The 15661-nt window shown below is 74.3% G+C and carries 11 protein-coding genes and 3 pseudogenes; 9 read left to right on the top strand and 5 right to left on the bottom strand.

What is annotated here, in order from left to right:
* Nucleotides 1-60 precede the first annotated feature (60 nt).
* Complete coding sequence (locus CFW40_RS27570; RefSeq protein ID WP_088800549.1) at nucleotides 61-885, bottom strand: dihydrofolate reductase family protein; 825 nt, start codon at nucleotides 883-885, stop codon at nucleotides 61-63.
* Nucleotides 886-952: 67 nt separating this feature from the next.
* Here CFW40_RS27570 and zapE point away from each other — a divergent pair, with 67 nt between their 5' ends.
* Together zapE and CFW40_RS27560 are read left to right on the top strand one after the other, a co-directional pair.
* Nucleotides 953-2074 (top strand): cell division protein ZapE, encoded by a 1122-nt coding sequence (gene zapE / locus CFW40_RS27565; RefSeq protein ID WP_176956373.1) that lies wholly within the window; start codon nucleotides 953-955, stop codon nucleotides 2072-2074.
* 101 nt (nucleotides 2075-2175) lie between these two features.
* A complete protein-coding gene (locus tag CFW40_RS27560) occupies nucleotides 2176-3570 on the top strand; it encodes an alkaline phosphatase PhoX (protein WP_088800548.1) in 1395 nt (464 codons plus the stop codon).
* Nucleotides 3571-4037: 467 nt separating this feature from the next.
* On the opposite strand, the gene CFW40_RS27555 is transcribed toward CFW40_RS27560, so the two are convergent.
* Both CFW40_RS27555 and CFW40_RS27550 read right to left on the bottom strand, forming a co-directional pair.
* Nucleotides 4038-4706 carry an ABC transporter gene (locus tag CFW40_RS27555; RefSeq protein WP_088800547.1) on the bottom strand — a complete coding sequence of 223 codons (669 nt, stop codon included), beginning with the start codon at nucleotides 4704-4706 and terminating at the stop codon, nucleotides 4038-4040.
* A gap of 193 nt (nucleotides 4707-4899) precedes the next feature.
* Nucleotides 4900-5793 (bottom strand): annotated as a pseudogene (locus tag CFW40_RS27550) (ATP-binding cassette domain-containing protein); the annotation flags it as partial.
* Between the two features lie 536 nt (nucleotides 5794-6329).
* Between CFW40_RS27550 and CFW40_RS27545 the strand changes: the two are divergent.
* The 7 genes and pseudogenes from CFW40_RS27545 (at nucleotide 6330) to CFW40_RS27520 (ending at nucleotide 13226) form a co-directional block, all read left to right on the top strand.
* The gene (locus tag CFW40_RS27545; RefSeq protein ID WP_088802400.1) at nucleotides 6330-7034 is read left to right on the top strand and encodes a peptidyl-tRNA hydrolase; all 705 of its coding nucleotides are present in this window, start codon (nucleotides 6330-6332) and stop codon (nucleotides 7032-7034) included.
* Nucleotides 7035-7127: 93 nt separating this feature from the next.
* Nucleotides 7128-7694, top strand: coding sequence for a YrhB domain-containing protein (locus CFW40_RS27540; protein WP_306427459.1), 567 nt, complete (start codon nucleotides 7128-7130; stop codon nucleotides 7692-7694).
* Between the two features lie 75 nt (nucleotides 7695-7769).
* Nucleotides 7770-7903: pseudogene (locus CFW40_RS38995) on the top strand (LysR family transcriptional regulator); the annotation flags it as partial.
* A gap of 323 nt (nucleotides 7904-8226) precedes the next feature.
* Nucleotides 8227-9568: pseudogene (locus CFW40_RS27535) on the top strand (DUF692 domain-containing protein).
* Complete coding sequence (locus CFW40_RS27530; RefSeq protein ID WP_088800545.1) at nucleotides 9565-10569, top strand: TIGR04222 domain-containing membrane protein; 1005 nt, start codon at nucleotides 9565-9567, stop codon at nucleotides 10567-10569. The pseudogene CFW40_RS27535 and the gene CFW40_RS27530 overlap by 4 nt, the downstream one beginning before the upstream one ends.
* A gap of 104 nt (nucleotides 10570-10673) precedes the next feature.
* Nucleotides 10674-11450 (top strand): TIGR04222 domain-containing membrane protein, encoded by a 777-nt coding sequence (locus CFW40_RS27525; RefSeq protein ID WP_088800544.1) that lies wholly within the window; start codon nucleotides 10674-10676, stop codon nucleotides 11448-11450.
* Nucleotides 11451-11534: 84 nt separating this feature from the next.
* Nucleotides 11535-13226 (top strand): alpha/beta hydrolase, encoded by a 1692-nt coding sequence (locus tag CFW40_RS27520; RefSeq protein WP_256331267.1) that lies wholly within the window; start codon nucleotides 11535-11537, stop codon nucleotides 13224-13226.
* Nucleotides 13227-13328: 102 nt separating this feature from the next.
* On the opposite strand, the gene hemQ is transcribed toward CFW40_RS27520, so the two are convergent.
* Both hemQ and hemG read right to left on the bottom strand, forming a co-directional pair.
* Nucleotides 13329-14081 carry a hydrogen peroxide-dependent heme synthase gene (gene hemQ / locus CFW40_RS27515; protein ID WP_088802399.1) on the bottom strand — a complete coding sequence of 251 codons (753 nt, stop codon included), beginning with the start codon at nucleotides 14079-14081 and terminating at the stop codon, nucleotides 13329-13331.
* A gap of 11 nt (nucleotides 14082-14092) precedes the next feature.
* Nucleotides 14093-15556, bottom strand: a complete 1464-nt coding sequence (gene hemG, locus CFW40_RS27510; protein ID WP_088800542.1) for a protoporphyrinogen oxidase — start codon at nucleotides 15554-15556, stop codon at nucleotides 14093-14095.
* Nucleotides 15557-15661 lie beyond the last annotated feature (105 nt).

The raw sequence follows: 15661 nt of genomic DNA, 5'->3' as shown, positions 1-15661 counted from the left end.
GACTGTTGGCTTTCAGTGTGCCCAACAGAAGCTAAGCGGAACAGATAGTTCCGCCGATTGTCACGGCCGGCGGTAGCGAGTGAAGAGGAATCCGCCCTCCTCCAGTACGGACGCCAGGGCGAATCGCTCCGGTACCGGGACGGCGGGACCGTTCATGATCCTCGGCGCGTCGCCCACGGCAACCACCGGAGCCAGCGACAGGCACAACTCGTCCAGCGCGCCGGCCGCCGCGAGCTGCCCCAGCAGCATCGGCCCGCCCTCCGTGAGCAGCCGGGTGTGGCCCCGTTCGGCCAGCGCCCCGGTCACCCGGGCCGGATCGACGCCCTGCCCCTCACCGGCGAACAGCACCTCGACGCCTGCGGCACGGGCCTTCGCCACCCGGTCCGCAGGCGCGCCCGCGCCGGTCAGCACCAGGGTGGGGACCAGCGGCTCGGTGAACAGCGGCAGGGTGAAGTCCAGCGCGAGGCCGGCGGTCACCACGGCGATGGCGGGGGCCGGGCCCTGGCCGGCCGCGGCCCGGCGGGCGGCGAACGCCTCCCGGGCGCGGGCCGGCCGATAGCCCTCCTGCCGCACCGTCTCCGCACCCACCACCACGGCATCCGCGAGGCCCCGCAGCACCCCGAAGATCCGCATATCGGCATCGCTGGAGAGCGGCTGCGAGCGGCCCTCGTGGTGGGCCGCGCCGTCCACGGAGGACACCATGTTCGCCCGCAGCCAGCCGGTGCGCCCCGAGCGCACCGGGTCGTCCGCCGCCGGGTACGCGTAGGCGTCGGCCAGCTCGTGCAGGGTCCAGGCACGGTCCGTGGGGCCGGCGACCCCCACCTCGGTGTTCTCGGCGGCAGGGGCCGGTGCGGACGGGGCGGGGAGAGGGAACAGGCGTCGCATGGCGGCAGTGTGACATGCCCCTCTCAGCGGACCGGCGCCCCCCGCGCAGGAGATAGGCTGGACGGCTGTGTCGCCTTCCCAGCACTCCGCCCCGCAGCCCGACCCGATAGCCGGACCGCCGGCCGACGGGGACGACGCGGCGCCCGCCGCGCTCACCGCCCGCGCCCCGCACGTCCCGGCCGACCGCCTGGTGGCCGAGATGGTGCCGCCGCCGCGCTTCCAGGGCGCCCGGTTCGACACCTACATCCCGGACCCGAAGCAGCCCAGCCAGGCCGAGGCCGTCCAGGTCCTGAGCGACTTCGCGGAGAGCATCGACGCCGGGCGGGCCGGCTCGGGCAAGCGGCGCTGGTTCGCCAGGAAGCCCGCGGCCCCCCGGGGCCCGCGCGGCGTCTACCTGGACGGCGGCTACGGCGTCGGCAAGACCCACCTGCTCGCCTCCCTGTGGCACGCCACCCCCGCCCCGGCCGAGCACAAGGCCTTCGGCACCTTCGTCGAGCTGACCAACCTCGTCGGCGCGCTCGGCTTCCAGCAGACCGTCCGCACCCTCGGCGAGCACAAGCTGCTGTGCATCGACGAGTTCGAGCTGGACGATCCCGGTGACACGGTCCTGGTCTCCACCCTGCTCGGCAAGCTGGTCGACGCCGGGGTGGCGCTGGCCGCCACCTCCAACACGCTGCCCGGCAAGCTGGGCGAGGGCCGGTTCGCCGCGGCCGACTTCCTGCGGGAGATCCAGGGCCTGAGCGCCCACTTCCGTCCGCTGCGGATCGACGGCGAGGACTACCGCCACCGCGGCCTGCCCGAGGCGCCCGCCCCGTACGACGACGAGACGGTCACCCGCACGGCGTACCGCACGCCCGGTGCCTCCCTCGACGACTTCCCCTCCCTGCTGGAGCACCTGTCCCGGGTGCACCCCAGCCGCTACGGCGCGATGTGCGACGGCATCGAGGCGGTCTTCCTCACCGATGTCCAGGCGGTGCCCGACCAGTCCACCGCGCTGCGCCTGGTGGTCCTGGCCGACCGGCTCTACGACCGTGAGGTGCCGGTGCTGACCTCGGGCAAGGCCTTCGACGAGCTGTTCAGCGAGGAGATGCTGCGCGGCGGCTACCGCAAGAAGTACTTCCGGGCCATCTCCCGGCTGACGGCGCTGGCGCGCGACGCCGGCACCCTGGTGGCCGACGGCTCCCGGTAGACGCGTCCGCGGCAACACCCGGGCCGCCTGGTTCCCGGCGGCCCGGCCCCGTGGTACACACGAGCGGGTCACGTCACCTGTCCGCCAACAGGGAGTTGCCCATGTCCGCGACACGACGTCAGATCCTGGCGAGAACCGGAGCGCTGGGGGCGGGAATCGCCTTCTTCGGAAACCTCACGGAGCTCTTCACGGGGACCGCGACCGCACAGAGCATGGGGCGGCGCGGTTACGGCCCGCTGGTACCCGACCCGCACGGCCTGCTCGACCTCCCCCGGGGCTTCCGCTACCGGGTCCTGTCCCGGGAAGGCGACCCGCTGCGCTCCGGGGAGGGCAAGGTCCCCAGCAACTGCGATGGCATGGCCGCCTTCCCGGGCTCTCTCGGCTCTCACAGTTCTTCCGGACGCCGCGGCGGCACCTTCCTCGTCCGCAACCACGAGAACCGTACGGGCTCGCGCCAGGCCGTCCCCCGGGTCCGGGACCTGACGTACGACCCCGGCGGCGAGGGGGGCTGTACGGCCCTGGAACTCGGCCCGGACAACTCCGTCCGCTCGGAACGGGTCGCCCTCGCCGGTACGTCCACCAACTGCGCGGGCGGCCCCACCCCTTGGCGCACCTGGTTGACCTGCGAGGAGACCGAGCACCGGGCCGGTGAGGAGAACTACACCAAGGACCACGGCTTCATCTTCGAGGTCGACCCGTACGACCCGCGGCGCACCGGCGCGGTCCCGCTGACCGCGATGGGCCGCTTCCAGCACGAGGCGATCGCCGTCGACCCCGGCACCGGCACCGTCTACGAAACCGAGGACGCCTTCGACAAGCCGTTCGGCCTGTTCTACCGCTTTCTTCCGAAGAAGCCGAGGGGCGGCCGCGGTTCGCTCCGGGCCGGCGGCCGGCTCCAGGCGCTGCGGGTCCCCGGTGTGCCCGACCTCTCCACCGTCCAGCAACCGGGCACCACCTTCGATCACGTCACCTGGGTGGATGTGCCCGACCCGCTCGCCCGTCAGACCCCGATCCGCTTCCAGGACTTCGGCCCCGGCGGCATCACCCACGCCCAGAAGCTGGAGGGCTGCTACTGGGGCGGCTCCTGCGTCTACTTCGTCTCCAGCTTCGCGCACCGCGACGCCGGCTCGGCGGCCGACCACTACGGCCAGGTGTGGAAGTACGACCCGGAGAAGCGGCGGCTGACCCAGGTCGTCGTCTTCGGCCCGGACAGCGACCTCCAACTGCCCGGCGAGTCCCCCGACAACATCTGCCTGGCGCCCAGCGGCGGCCTGATGGTCTGCGAGGACGGCGAGGGCGCCCAGCACGTCTTCGGCCTCACCCGACGCGGCGAGGTCTATGCGATGGCGCGCGGCCGGCAGAACATCGGCACCCCACAGAAGCCGGAGTGGGGGGAGTTCGCGGGGGTGACCTTCTCGCCGGACCACCGGACGATGTACGTCAATTGCTATACGCCGGGGACGACGTTCGCGGTGACGGGGCCCTGGCACGACTGAGGCTGCGGGGGCCACGGGTTCCACGGGGAGGGTGCTGCCGCCCCGCGGGGGGGGCGCCACGGGCCCCGTGGGGGGCGCCACGGGCCCCGTGGGGCGGTGGGGTGGTGGGGTGGCCGGGGCCTGACCTGACCGGACCGGGTGGAGTAGCGGGGTGGGACGGGCAGCGGTGCCGGGCAGGGCTTCGAGCGTGCGGCTGCTTCCCCCCACCCCCGAACCCACCCCCCGCCCCCTCCCCCGAAGGGGGAGAGGGGGAGGGGGCGGGGGAGACGTCCGGGCCTGATTCCAGCGCCGCCGCGGCGCGGCACCCGACGCCTCAGCCCCGCCCCCGCCGAACGCCCCGCCCCCTCAGCCCCGCCCCATCCGTCCACCCCGACGCCTCAGCCCCGCCCCGTCCGTTCACCCCGACGCCTCAGCCCCCGTCCGTTCACGCCAGCGGCGCTTCAACTCCGGCCATACGTTCCGGCGCTTCAACTCCGGCGGGAGCTGAGCGCGCAGGCAAGGGCGGTGGCGGCGGCCGCGAGCAGGGCGGTGGCGGCGAGCGGCAGCCACGGGGTGGTGATCGTGCCGTGGAGGGAGCCGGTAACCAGGCCCGAGACGGCGGTGTTGGCGGGCGAGGCGCCCAGCACGAGCAGCAGCAGGGCGGCGAGCATGCCCACCGGGATGCTCCAGCCGCTGCTGCGCAGCACCGGCCGGTTGCTCAGCGCGCCGATCGCGGTGCCCGTCAACAGGCACGCCAGCGCGGCGAGCAGCCCGGCGGCCGCCGCGGGCAGGACCGGGACGGCGACTTGGTGGCCGGTGGAGTGGGGGTCGGACAGCAGCACGACCAGTGCCGTACCGAGGAGGGCGAGCAGCACCGCGGTACAGACCGCGGCCAGCACTGCGGCGAGGTGGGCCCGGCCGGGACCGGCGGCCGCCACGGTGCAATTGCGGGCCGCCGGCGGCTCGTTGGTGACACAGACCCGGGTCAGCCATACGGCGACCGGCAGCAGGCCGCCGGCGGCCCAGCCGAACCCGACGAGGATCGGGCCGCCGCTCTGGACGCCGATGGCCAGCCAGGCGGCGTAGAGGATCACCGGCGGCAGCCAGCGGTGCGAGCGGACGAGCAGCGCCGTCTGATAGCGGAGAAGAGCGATCACGTGAGGGGGGCCTCGTCGGGTGCGGAAGCGGAATCGGAAGGGGAAGCGGATGCGGACGCCTGGGTGGCCGCGGGGGCGGACGGGCGCGCGGACGCCTGGGTGGCCGCGGGGGCGGACGGGTGCGCGGATGCCTGGGGGGACGCGGGCGCGGGGGCGGCGCGGATGCGGGGGCCGACGCCGGGGCGTCGTCGCCGGGCCCCTCCCCCGGCCCCGCCCCCGCGCTGGTGACCGACCGGATGTGCCACGGCGGCCGTGTGGTGAGCAGGGCGCGCAGCAAGGCGTCGGAGTGGACCGCGGGGACCGTCAGCCGTGTCGTACCGTCCGGCCGCGGTACGACCTGTGTCCCACCGGGCAGCCGTGGCGCTCCGGCCGGCGTGCGCTCCGGCTCCCCGGGCAGCGGCGCTCCCGGTGCGCCCTGCGCCTCGATGACCACTCTGGGGCCGGGCGCGGGCGCCTCGTCCCCCATCGGGCCGCTCTCCTCATGGGACAGCAGCCGCCCGTCCGCGACGCGGTAGCGGGCATCGGCCGCGCCCGCCAGCCGCTGCGGGTCATGGTCGACGAAGACGACGGTGCCGCCGTCCGCGACCCGTTCGGCGACCGCACGGTTGAGCACCTCCCGGGCGCCCTGGTCCAGGCCGGTCCAGGCCTCGTCCAGGACCAGGAATTCGGGTTCGGCGAGCAACGCCTGGGCGACCGCGACCTTCTGGCTCGTCCCCTTGGACAGCTCGGCCAGCGGGGTGCGGGCGTGCGCGGCCGCCCCGAACCGGGCCAGCCATTCGGCGCCGCGGCGACCGGCTTCGGGGCCGGTCAGACCGTGGATGCGGCCGAGGTGGGTGAGGTAGTCGACGGCGGTGAAGGGCAGCGCGGCCGGGAACCGTTCGGGCACATAGGCGCTGCGCGGGCGCCCGGTGATACGTCCGGCACTGGGCCGGTCGATCCCGGCCAACAGCCGCAGCAGGGTGGATTTCCCGCTGCCGTTGGTCCCCTCGATGCGCAGCAGCGCACCCGCGGGCACCTCGAGTTGTACGTCCCGCAGCACCCACGGGCCCCGCACCCCGTAGCGCCGCCCCACCCCGTCCAGCTTCATACGTGTTGGCACCTCCACCGCCACTCGGCACTGCCACCCGGTGCTGCTCTCGGCACTGCCACCCGCTGCTGCTCTCGGCACTGCTGTCCGGCACTGCCCCCGGCACTGCCACCGGGCGGCCTTGGCCCGCTCCGCCGTCCCCGACGGTAGCCGGATCAGCTGCCCGGTGCCCGCCCCAGAACGTGGCGCGCCGCGTTCGGCCCGCAACGCGGCGCCGGGCAGACGGCGTTGGTTCGCCGCTGCTGTGTTGCCCACCGGCCGGCCCCGTGGGCACAGAGCAGCGGCGAGCGGGAGACAACGACGACGCCAGCTGTCGGTCACGGGCCCCTGTCAGTGGCGGCTGGCAGACTGGACCGGTGACCAGCACAGAAGGCGGACGGGTGACCAGCACGGAAAGCGCGAGTGCAGAGTGCGCCGGCACAGCACGCACCGGCACGGCGAGCGCCGGCACGGAGGGCGCCGGCACGGAGGGCGCCGGCACGGAGAGCGCCGGCGCAGAAAGCACCGGCCGGCCCGGCAACGACGCCGCCGGCGCCGTGCGCCGCGAAGCGAGCGACCGCGACGCGGCACCCCAGTTCGTGCTGCCGCTCGTCGCGCGGATCGAGCGGGCCGGACCGCCGTCGCGTACGGACGCGCTGGAGACCGCGGCGAGGGCCGTGCTGGTGCTGCTGTCGGACGAACGGTCGGCCGGCGACGGCGAGTGGGCCGCGGCGGTGCGGGACTGGCAGGACGCCCGGATCCGGAAGGTGGTGCGGCGGGCGCGCGGCGCGGAGTGGCGGCGGGCCGAGGCGCTGCCGGGTATCACGGTCACCGGCCACCGCGCCGAGGTGCGGGTCTTCCCCCCGGTGCCGCTGGACGGCTGGCCCAAGGAGCTGGCGCGGCTGCAGGTTTCGGGCACGGAGCTGGACGACCCCCAGCCGCCCGGGGCCCCCGTCGCCGGCGCCCCGGTCCTGTGGCTCAACTCCGAGCTGGGGATGTCGACGGGCAAGGAGATGGCGCAGGCCGGGCACGGTGCACAGCTGGCGTGGTGGGAGCTGTCCGCAAAAGAGCGGGCGGCCTGGCGCGCGGCGGGATTCCCGCTGTCCGTACGGTCCGCGCGGGGCGAGCACTGGCAGGAGCTGACCCGCAGCGGTCTGCCCGTGGTGACCGATGCCGGGTTCACGGAGATCGCTCCCGGGAAAACCGTGGTGGCCGAAGGGGGTGAGCGCTACTGCCCGCTCCCGCGCCTGCGGCAGCCGTAGCCGGTCGCACCGCCGGACCGGTCCGGCCACAAGCGCCTGCGCTCAGGTAACTCGCTGGCCGTCTCCCGGCCCCTGGGAGATCCTGCACGCGTGATGGAGCGAGAGGCCGCGGTACGGCTCGTCGAGGAAGAGCTGGATCGCGAGCATCGGAAGTGGTCGGCCCTGGGCATGGATCCGGTGCGCACGACGGTGCTGCACGTAGCGGAACACGAGCTGGTCTGGAAGGTCTACTGGCAGTCCGAGGAGTACGCACGTACGCGGAACCCCTCGGCCATGCTGATCGGCCACGGGCCATACCTGGTGGACCGCGTCGACGGAGGGCTGCACGCGATCGGGGTTGTCTCCGAGAAGAGCGGGGCGTGGGAGGCGGATTACCGCGCCCGCATCCGGGGGATGCGCGTCCGTACCGCGGTGGACGATCTGCACGACGAGCTGTGCGACCTCGCCGCCGCACGGGGACACCTGCACGCCGTGCGCGCCCTGCGGCAGAAGCTGGCGGTGCTCTCACCGGCTCAGGCGCTCGACTACGTGAACGCCTTGCTCGACGGCGAGGCCCCGCCCCGTCTTGAGGCCATTGCGGTCGGTCAACTCGTCAGACCCATCGACCCGGTACTCGCCGTGCAGACCCTCCGTCAGGGCGGACTTCACCGAACTGCCTGACTCCCGAACGTGACTTCTCCGTCGGGAAGCCGAAGAAGCGTGCCCGGCACCCATACCCTCCGGCTCCACGGAGCCGAATTCCCCCTGCCGCTGCCGCCGTGACCATCGGCATGGCCTGGCACCCCCGTCACGCAGCCGACGGAGGCCACCAATGGCTCCGTGACGCCGTCCGCCGGACTCTTCACGCGCCCGGGAGCCCGACCACGTGAGGCGGCAGGTCCCCGTCGGCCGCGGGACGGCGGCAACCGGACGGTGGCAAGGGTCCCGGTGGCCGCAGGGAACCCTGCAGGGGCGCGCCCGCCCGGGGCTGCGTTCGGCCGGAACAAGCCACCGGCGGGTACTTCACGCCCGGGGCGCAGCGGGGCCACGGCCCGCGCCGTGCCCGGCACACGACCCCGCTGCGTCAAGCGCACGACCGACCCTGCACCCTCGTGGAGGAAGCTCAAATCAACCTCTGAACACGTCCGCTGCAGGGTTCGCTCCGTCCCGCCGCGGCCATGAGTACCGAGACCACGGAGCGAGAGGGGGAGCCATGGAGCGCCTGGGTACGGGAATCGGCTGGCGGCCGGAAATCGCCGCGGAGATCGCGGAGCTGCCCGGGGTGGACTGGGTCGAGGTCGTGGCGGAAAACCTCTGCCCCGGCCATCTGCCGTACGCCTTGGAGGAGCTGCGCGAGCGTGGCACCACCGTCATCCCGCACGGTGTCTCACTCGGCCTCGGCGGCGCCGACCGCCCCGACGCCGGCCGGCTGACCGCGCTCGCCGAACGCGCCGAGGCGCTGGGCGCGCCGATGGTCACCGAGCACATCGCCTTTGTGCGGGCCGGCGGTCCGCTCACCGCCTCCCCGCGGATGGAGGCCGGGCATCTGCTGCCCGTGCCGCGCACCCGTGACGCGCTGGACGTGCTCTGCGAGAACGTGCGCATCGCCCAGGACGCCCTGCCGGTGCCGCTGGCGCTGGAGAACATCGCCGCCCTGGTCAACTGGCCGGGCGAGGAGCTGACCGAGGGGCAGTTCCTGGCCGAGCTGGTCGAGCGGACCGGGGTGCGGCTGCTGATCGATGTCGCCAACCTCCACACGAACCACATCAACCGGGGTGAGGATCCGGCCCTGGCCCTGGACGAGCTGCCGCTCGATGCCCTCGCCTACGTCCATGTCGCGGGCGGTGTGGAGCGGGACGGCGTGTGGCACGACAGCCATGCCCACCCGGTGACCCGGCCCGTGCTGGACGTCCTTGCCGAGCTGTGCGCCCGGACCACCCCGCCCGGTGTGCTGCTGGAGCGGGACGAGGACTTCCCCGAGGGCGCGGAGCTGGCCGGTGAACTCGATGCGATACGCACCGTGCTGAAGGAGGCCCGTCATGCCCGGGCGGCTTGAACCGGTAGCGGAGAGCGCGCCGGGCGACGGCGCGCGGGACAACAGGGGCGGCGACAGCGACAGCGCCGCGGGCACCGAAGCGGCGCGGCAGCGGCTGGCACTGGCGCAGACCGCGCTGCTGTCCGCGCTGGTCGCCGGGACGCCGGCCCCTGAGGGCTTCGACCGGGTGCGGCTGCAGGTGCAGAGCCGGGCGCTGACGGCCAAGCGGGCCGCGGTGGTCGCCAAGGTCGCGCCCGAGCTGCCGGACATCCTCGGCGCGGACTACCGGGCCGCGTTCCGGGACTATGCGCGGCACCGCCCCATGAGCGGCGGCTATCGCCAGGACGCCCTGGACTTCGCGGCGCATCTGCTGGCCCAGGGCCGGCCCGAAGACCCGGCCGCACGGCAGCGGTTGACGCGCTGGTGGCGGGACCGCGCGGGCCCGAAGCCGCCGTCCGCCCGGCCCCTGGCCCGGCTGGTACGGGCCGTGCGGGGCGCCCTGGAGCGGAGCGCGACGTGACGGGGTTCGCCTCCTGGGTCTTCCTGGAGATCGGTGCCGCGTCGCTGGTCCTGCTCTTCGGCGCGGCCTGGATACGGCTGCGGACGCCGTCCGTCCGGCGGAGGGACGCCGTGGTCCACGACGTGTGGGAGGCGGCGTTCCTCGCCGGCGGCCCCGGGCGGGTGGTGGACGCCGCGATCGCCGGGATGCACCAGGACGGCCGGCTCGCCGTGGGCGGCCCGGGAGTGGTGACCGTACGCCAGGCCTTCGCCCATGACGCGGTCGAGGCGGCCGTACTGGACGCGATCGGCCGGACGCCCGGCGGTGCGCTGTCGGTGCTGCGCGCCACGGCGAGGCACAGCCCGGCGGTCCAAGGGGTCGGCGACCGGCTGGCGGCCCGTGGCCTGCTGCGCCGTCCGGAGCTCGGCCGGGGGTGGCGCCGGTTGGCGAGCGCCCAGATGACGGCCTGCGTGGTGCTCTTCTTCATCGCGCTGCTGCTGTCCTTCGCGGGGAGCGGAGGGGGCGACCCGTACGGCCCGCCGCCGGCGCTCCGGGCGGTGCCCGCGGTGGTCGTGGGCCTGGCGGTGGCGTCGGTGTGCAAGAAGGCGTTCGGCCGCCGGATCACCAAGGCGGGGAGCTGCGCGCTGCGCTCCGCGCGGGCGGCCCGGCCCCGAGGGGGCGGCGCGGCCGGGGCCTGGCTGCCCGCCGCGCCGGCGGTGGCGCTCGGCGGTACGGCGCTGATCGCGGACGAGCTGCTGCGGCGGCAGTTCGAGGAGGCGCACCGTGCCACGGCCGCCGCGGCGGGCAGCGGATCCGGGTCGTCCGGAGGTTCCTCGTGCGGTGACGGCGGGGGCGGCCCGGGGAGTGACGGCGGGTCCTGGTGCGGCTCCGGCGACGGCGGGTCCGGGTCGGGGTGCGGCAGCACCGGGTCGTCCTGTGGCGGCGGCTCGTCGTGCGGGGGCGGTTCGAGCTGTGGCGGCGGAGGCGGTTCGAGCTGCGGGGGCGGCTGCGGCGGCGGCTGAGGGGCCCGGGGCCCTCAACGGCGCGTCCCGGGGCCCGCTGCCGCCGCCCGCATGCTGAGAAATTTTGTGGCGGTATTTGTACTCATCGCGTAGAACCTTCGGCCATGTGGCTCTTCTTCTTCCTTCTCGCCTCGGCAGCGGCGGCGCTCTCCTGTGCGCTGCTGTGCCGTGCCGCGGTCGCCGCCGCGCGCACCACCCGGCCGTCGCCCGGGACCGCCCCGGGGCCCTCCACAGGGGGCGACCGCGCCGGGCTGACCCTCTATGAGGTGGCCTACCTCTCCGGCGGCCCGCACCGGCTCGCCGACCTCGTCCTGGTGCTGATGGCCCAGCAGCGGCGGCTGCTGCTCACCGACACCGGGTGGGCGACCGTCGTCGACCCGGTCGGCAAGGACGCCTTCGAGCGCGCGACCCTGACCGCCATAGGCCCGGAAGGACAGTGCCGCATACCGCAGATACGGGACACCCTCGTCGGGGATGCCGCGGTGCGGGAGGTGGCCGAGCGGCTGGTGACCGACGGGCTGGCGCTGCCCGCCGCGGTCCGTCCGGGCGTCGCCACCGCCGTCCGCCTGGTGCAGGGCACAGCCCTCCTGGTGCCGCTGTTCGCCGCCGCTGCCGCCTGGATGGCGCCGGCCGGCGCGGACAACGGGCTGCTCCTGGGCTGGTTCGCGCTCCCCCTGATCCTCGCCCTCGGCACCTGGGCGGTGGCCCGCTTCGAGCTCCACCCGTACAGCGACTGGGCCACCGACGCGGGGGGACAGAAACTGCCCCGCACTTCCGGCTCCCCCGCCCCCCTTCCCCCTCTCACCTCGTTCGCTCTCCGAGGCCCCACCGCCCTCACCGACCCCACCTTGCGCGCCGCGCTCCACTCATCCGGGGCATAGCCTCCGACACCGGTGTCCGGTGCTTTACATCGACAATCGCCGCCCCAACTATCCCTTTTGTATGCACACACGAAGGGACGGCCAGTGAGAGCACTTGCGTTGTACGGCACCATCGGGTCGCTGTTGGTGACCGCCCTCGCCGCTGCCCCGGCAGGCGGCGCCACGGGGGCCGCCGCCACGCCACCCGCGCCCGTTGCCCACCGCATCGGCTTCGGCCGCTGCGCCCCGGTGGAGCATCTGCCGTCGACCGTCGAGTGCGGCACCCTCACCGTTCCCCTCGACTACGCGCGCCCCGACGGCAAGAAGATCCATCTGACCGTCAGCCGGGTCCGGGCCACCGCACACCGCGAACGGCAGGGCTCCCTGATCTTCAACCCCGGCGGCCCGGGCGCGTCCAGCATGGAGTTCCCGCTCTACGGCGGGCTCCCCAAGTGGGACAAGCTGGCCCGGGTCTACGACTTCGTGGGCTATGCGCCGCGCGGTGTGGGCCGCTCGGCGCCGCTGTCGTGCCAGGACCCCAAGAAGTTCGCCAAGGCGCCCACCGACAGCCGTCCGCACCCCGACGCGGCCTTCAAGCGCCGGAAAATGGCCCAGGCCAGGGCGTACGCCCGGGGCTGCGTCCGCCGGGCCGGCGCCGACCTGCCCTACTACAACTCCGTCAACAACGCCCGCGACCTGGACATGCTGCGGGCCGCGCTCGGCGAGAAGAAGCTGAACTTCATGGGCGCCTCGTACGGGACGTACTTCGCGGCCCTCTACGCGACGCTCTTCCCCGGCCATGTCCGGCGGATGCTCTTCGACAGTGTCGTCAATCCCGCGCCCCGGCAGATCTGGTACCGCAACAACCTCGACCAGGACATCGCCTTCCAGCGCCGCTGGAGCGACTGGCTGCGCTGGACCGCCAAGCACCATGGCCGCTACCACCTCGGCACGACCAAGCGGGCGGTGCAGCACTCCTACGACACGGCCGCGCACAAGCTGCGCCGCCACCCGCTGGGCGGGAAGATCGGCGCCGGCCAGCTGCAGTCGGCGTTCCTCAAGACCGGCTACAACGACGCCTTCTGGCCGCGGAGCGCCGAGGCGCTGTCGGGGTATCTGCACGGGGACCCCAAGCCGCTGATGGCCCAGGCCATGCCGCGGTCCGGCGGCGCCAGGGCCGAGGAGAACGGCAACGCCGTCTACACCGCCGTCGAGTGCAATGACGCACGCTGGCCGCACGACTGGCGCACCTGGGACCGGGACAACACCGAGGTCGCCCGGACCGCGCCGTTCGAGACCTGGGACAACGCCTGGATGAACCTGCCCTGCGCCTTCTGGCCCGACCGGTGGCGGACCGCCACCGCCGCGCTCGACGCCGCCGCGGAGCAGGCCGGACACCACGCCACCGGCCGGGACCTGGCCGAAGCCGCCCGTCATGCGACCTCGAGCGTGCTCGACGATGTGCTGCACGGGCAGCACGGTCCGATCGACGTCCGCACGGAGCCCGGCGCGCTGCCGCCGGTGATGCTGCTGGCGGCCGAGCGGGACGCGGCGACGCCGTACAAGGGGGCGCTGGAGCTGCAGCGGCGGCTGCCCGGCTCCTCGCTGGTCACCGAGAACGGGGCGGGCACCCACGGCATCGCGTTCGGCGAGAACGCCTGTGTGAACCGGTACGTGGAGGCCTACCTGCTGCACGGGAAGATCCCGGCGCGCAAGGTGTACTGCGCGCCGCGCGCGGAGCCGGCGCCGGGCCAGCAGGTGACCCGGGCCCAGCAGCACGCCGTGCCGGGCAAGTAGCGGACCGCATACGCCGACGGGCCGTCCCCCAGGGGGGCGGCCCGTCGTGCTGTGTGCGACCGCGTCCGGCCCGGCCCAGGGCCCGACGCACCGCGCGCCCGGTTACGCCAGGCCCGCGACCAGCTCGGAGACCGGCTTGCGGCGCCCGGTGTAGAAGGGGATCTCCTCGCGGACGTGCATCCGCGCCTCGGAGCCGCGCAGATGACGCATCAGGTCGACGATGCGGTAGAGCTCATCGGCCTCGAACGCGAGCACCCACTCGTAGTCGCCCAGCGAGAACGACGGCACGGTGTTGGCGCGCACGTCCGGGAAGCCGCGGGCCATCTTGCCGTGGTCGGCGAGCATCCGGCGGCGGTCCTCGTCGGGCAGGAGGTACCACTCGTAGGAGCGCACGAAGGGGTAGACGCTCACATAGGCGCGCGGCTCCTCGTCGGCCAGGAAGGCCGGGATGTGCGACTTGTTGAACTCGGCGGGGCGGTGCAGCGCCATGTTCGACCACACCGGCTCCAGCACACGGCCCAGCCGGGTGCGGCGGAAGAGGTTGTACGCCTCCTGGAGGGCGTCCGAGCTCTCCGAGTGCCACCAGATCATGACGTCGGCATCGGCACGCAGGCCGGACACGTCGTAGGTGCCGCGCACCACCACGTCCTTGGCCGCGAGCTGCGCGAACAGCTCCTCGACCTCCTCGGCGTAGCCGCCGCGGTCCTCCGGGAGGACGTCGCGCAGCTTGAACACCGACCAGAGGGTGTAGCGGATGATCTCGTTGAGGTCCTTGGCCTTCTTGCCGGCGTGCGGAACCTTCTCGGGCGCCGCGGGTGCCTGCGGCGCGGAAGCGGGGGTGGAAGCGTCTGTCATACCGTCCATTCTCACTCGGCGGGGACGGAGTCCGGGCGCAGGGTGGTGAGGATGTCGTCGGCGGCCGTGCGGCCCGAGGCGATACAGGCCGGGATGCCGACGCCTCCGTAGAGCGCGCCGCACACCCGCAGGCCCGGCAGCCCGGCCACGGCGTCGTGGATCCGGGCCACCCGCTCCAGGTGGCCGACCGGGTACTGGGGCAGTCCGCCGTGCCAGCGGGTGACCGTCGAGGCGACCGGCGCGGCGGTCAGCCCGACCGCCTCGCGCAGGTCGGCGCGCGAGAAGCCGACGAGCTCGGAGTCCTCACGCGTCAGATCCTCCTCGTCGCCGTGGCGGCCGAGGGAGGTGCGCAGCACGAAGAGCTCCGGGTCGAAGCGGCCGGACCAGCCCCACTTGTTGCCCGAGAAGGTGGATGCCTTGATCTTGCGGCCGTCCACGGGCGGGACGAGGAAGCCGCTGCCGGTCAGCCGCCCCTCGACGTCGGCGCGGCGGAAGGCCATGGTCACCAGGGCCATGGAGGCGTACTCGACGGAGTCCAGCTCGGCGGCGGCGGGCCGGCAGACGGGGGCGAGGAGGCGGGCCGTGGCCGGTGCGGGGGTGGCGAGGACGACGGCATCGGCGGTGAGCGCGGTGCCGTCGAGGTCGAGCTGCCAGCCGTCGGGGGTGCGCCGCACCGCGGTGACCGGCGTGCCGGTGCGGATCTCGCCGCCCTTGGCCCGTACGGCGTCGGCCACCGCGCCCGGCAGCGTCCCGATGCCGCCCTCGATGCCCATGAAGACCGGTCCGGTCGCGGCGGCCCCGGCCTGGTGGACGGTCGCGGCGGTCCGCGCCTGGATGCCCCGTACGCCGTCGAGCAGGGAACGGTGCGTCCGCGCGGCCTCGAAGAGCGGGGGGACGGCGGCGCGCATCGAGATCCGGTACGCGTCACCCGCGTACACCCCGCCGAGCAGGGGCTCCACGAGCCGGTCGACGACCTCGCGGCCCAGCCGCCGGGCGACATAGGTGCCGACGGCGACGTCCTCGCCGACCTCGGTGCGCGGCAGCCGGGCGTCCTCGTCGATACGGGCGATCCCCTCGGGGGAGAGCACACCGGAGGCGGTGAGCGGGCCGAGGTCCCCGGGGACGCCCATGACATGACCGGTGGGCATCGGCCGCAGCGCGCCGCGCGTCCACAGACAGGCACCGGCCGTGGCGGGCGGCTGCAGCCGGTCCCCGATGCCGACCGCGCGCGCGAGATCCACCGCCTCCGGCCGCCTGGCCAGCATCGATTCGGCGCCCAGATCGACCGGGACGCCCGCGATCTCGCCCGCCCGCAGCTTGCCACCGAGCCGGTCCGCCGCTTCCAGGACGGTCACCCGGGCGCCGCCTTCGAGCAGTCGGTGCGCCGCCGCCAGCCCGGAGATGCCTCCACCGATGACGACCACATGACCGGTGCTGCCGGGCCCCCGGCCCGCGGGGGTGTGCGCTGCGCTCATGCCCCCACTCTCTCAGAGCGCACCGAAGGGACCGGGGCCGGATGAGGAGCCGCACACCGTCCGCGGCGGCCGGGCAGCCGGGCGGGCACGGTGTCCGGGAGCCCC

Origin of the sequence: Streptomyces sp. 2114.4, assembly GCF_900187385.1 — a bacterium.
In the GTDB taxonomy this organism is placed as follows: domain Bacteria; phylum Actinomycetota; class Actinomycetes; order Streptomycetales; family Streptomycetaceae; genus Streptomyces; species Streptomyces mooreae.
Note: the sequence above shows the minus strand (reverse complement) of the source record. Positions and strands in the feature narration are given on the sequence as shown.

Coding starts and splice junctions, on each gene's coding strand:
- CFW40_RS27540 (WP_306427459.1), top strand. CDS start 7,128: ATGGAGCGAGAGGCCGCGGTACGGCTCGTCGAGGAAGAGCTGGATCGC.
- CFW40_RS27525 (WP_088800544.1), top strand. CDS start 10,674: ATGTGGCTCTTCTTCTTCCTTCTCGCCTCGGCAGCGGCGGCGCTCTCC.
- hemG (WP_088800542.1), bottom strand. CDS start 15,556: ATGAGCGCAGCGCACACCCCCGCGGGCCGGGGGCCCGGCAGCACCGGT.
- CFW40_RS27560 (WP_088800548.1), top strand. CDS start 2,176: ATGTCCGCGACACGACGTCAGATCCTGGCGAGAACCGGAGCGCTGGGG.
- CFW40_RS27570 (WP_088800549.1), bottom strand. CDS start 885: ATGCGACGCCTGTTCCCTCTCCCCGCCCCGTCCGCACCGGCCCCTGCC.
- hemQ (WP_088802399.1), bottom strand. CDS start 14,081: ATGACAGACGCTTCCACCCCCGCTTCCGCGCCGCAGGCACCCGCGGCG.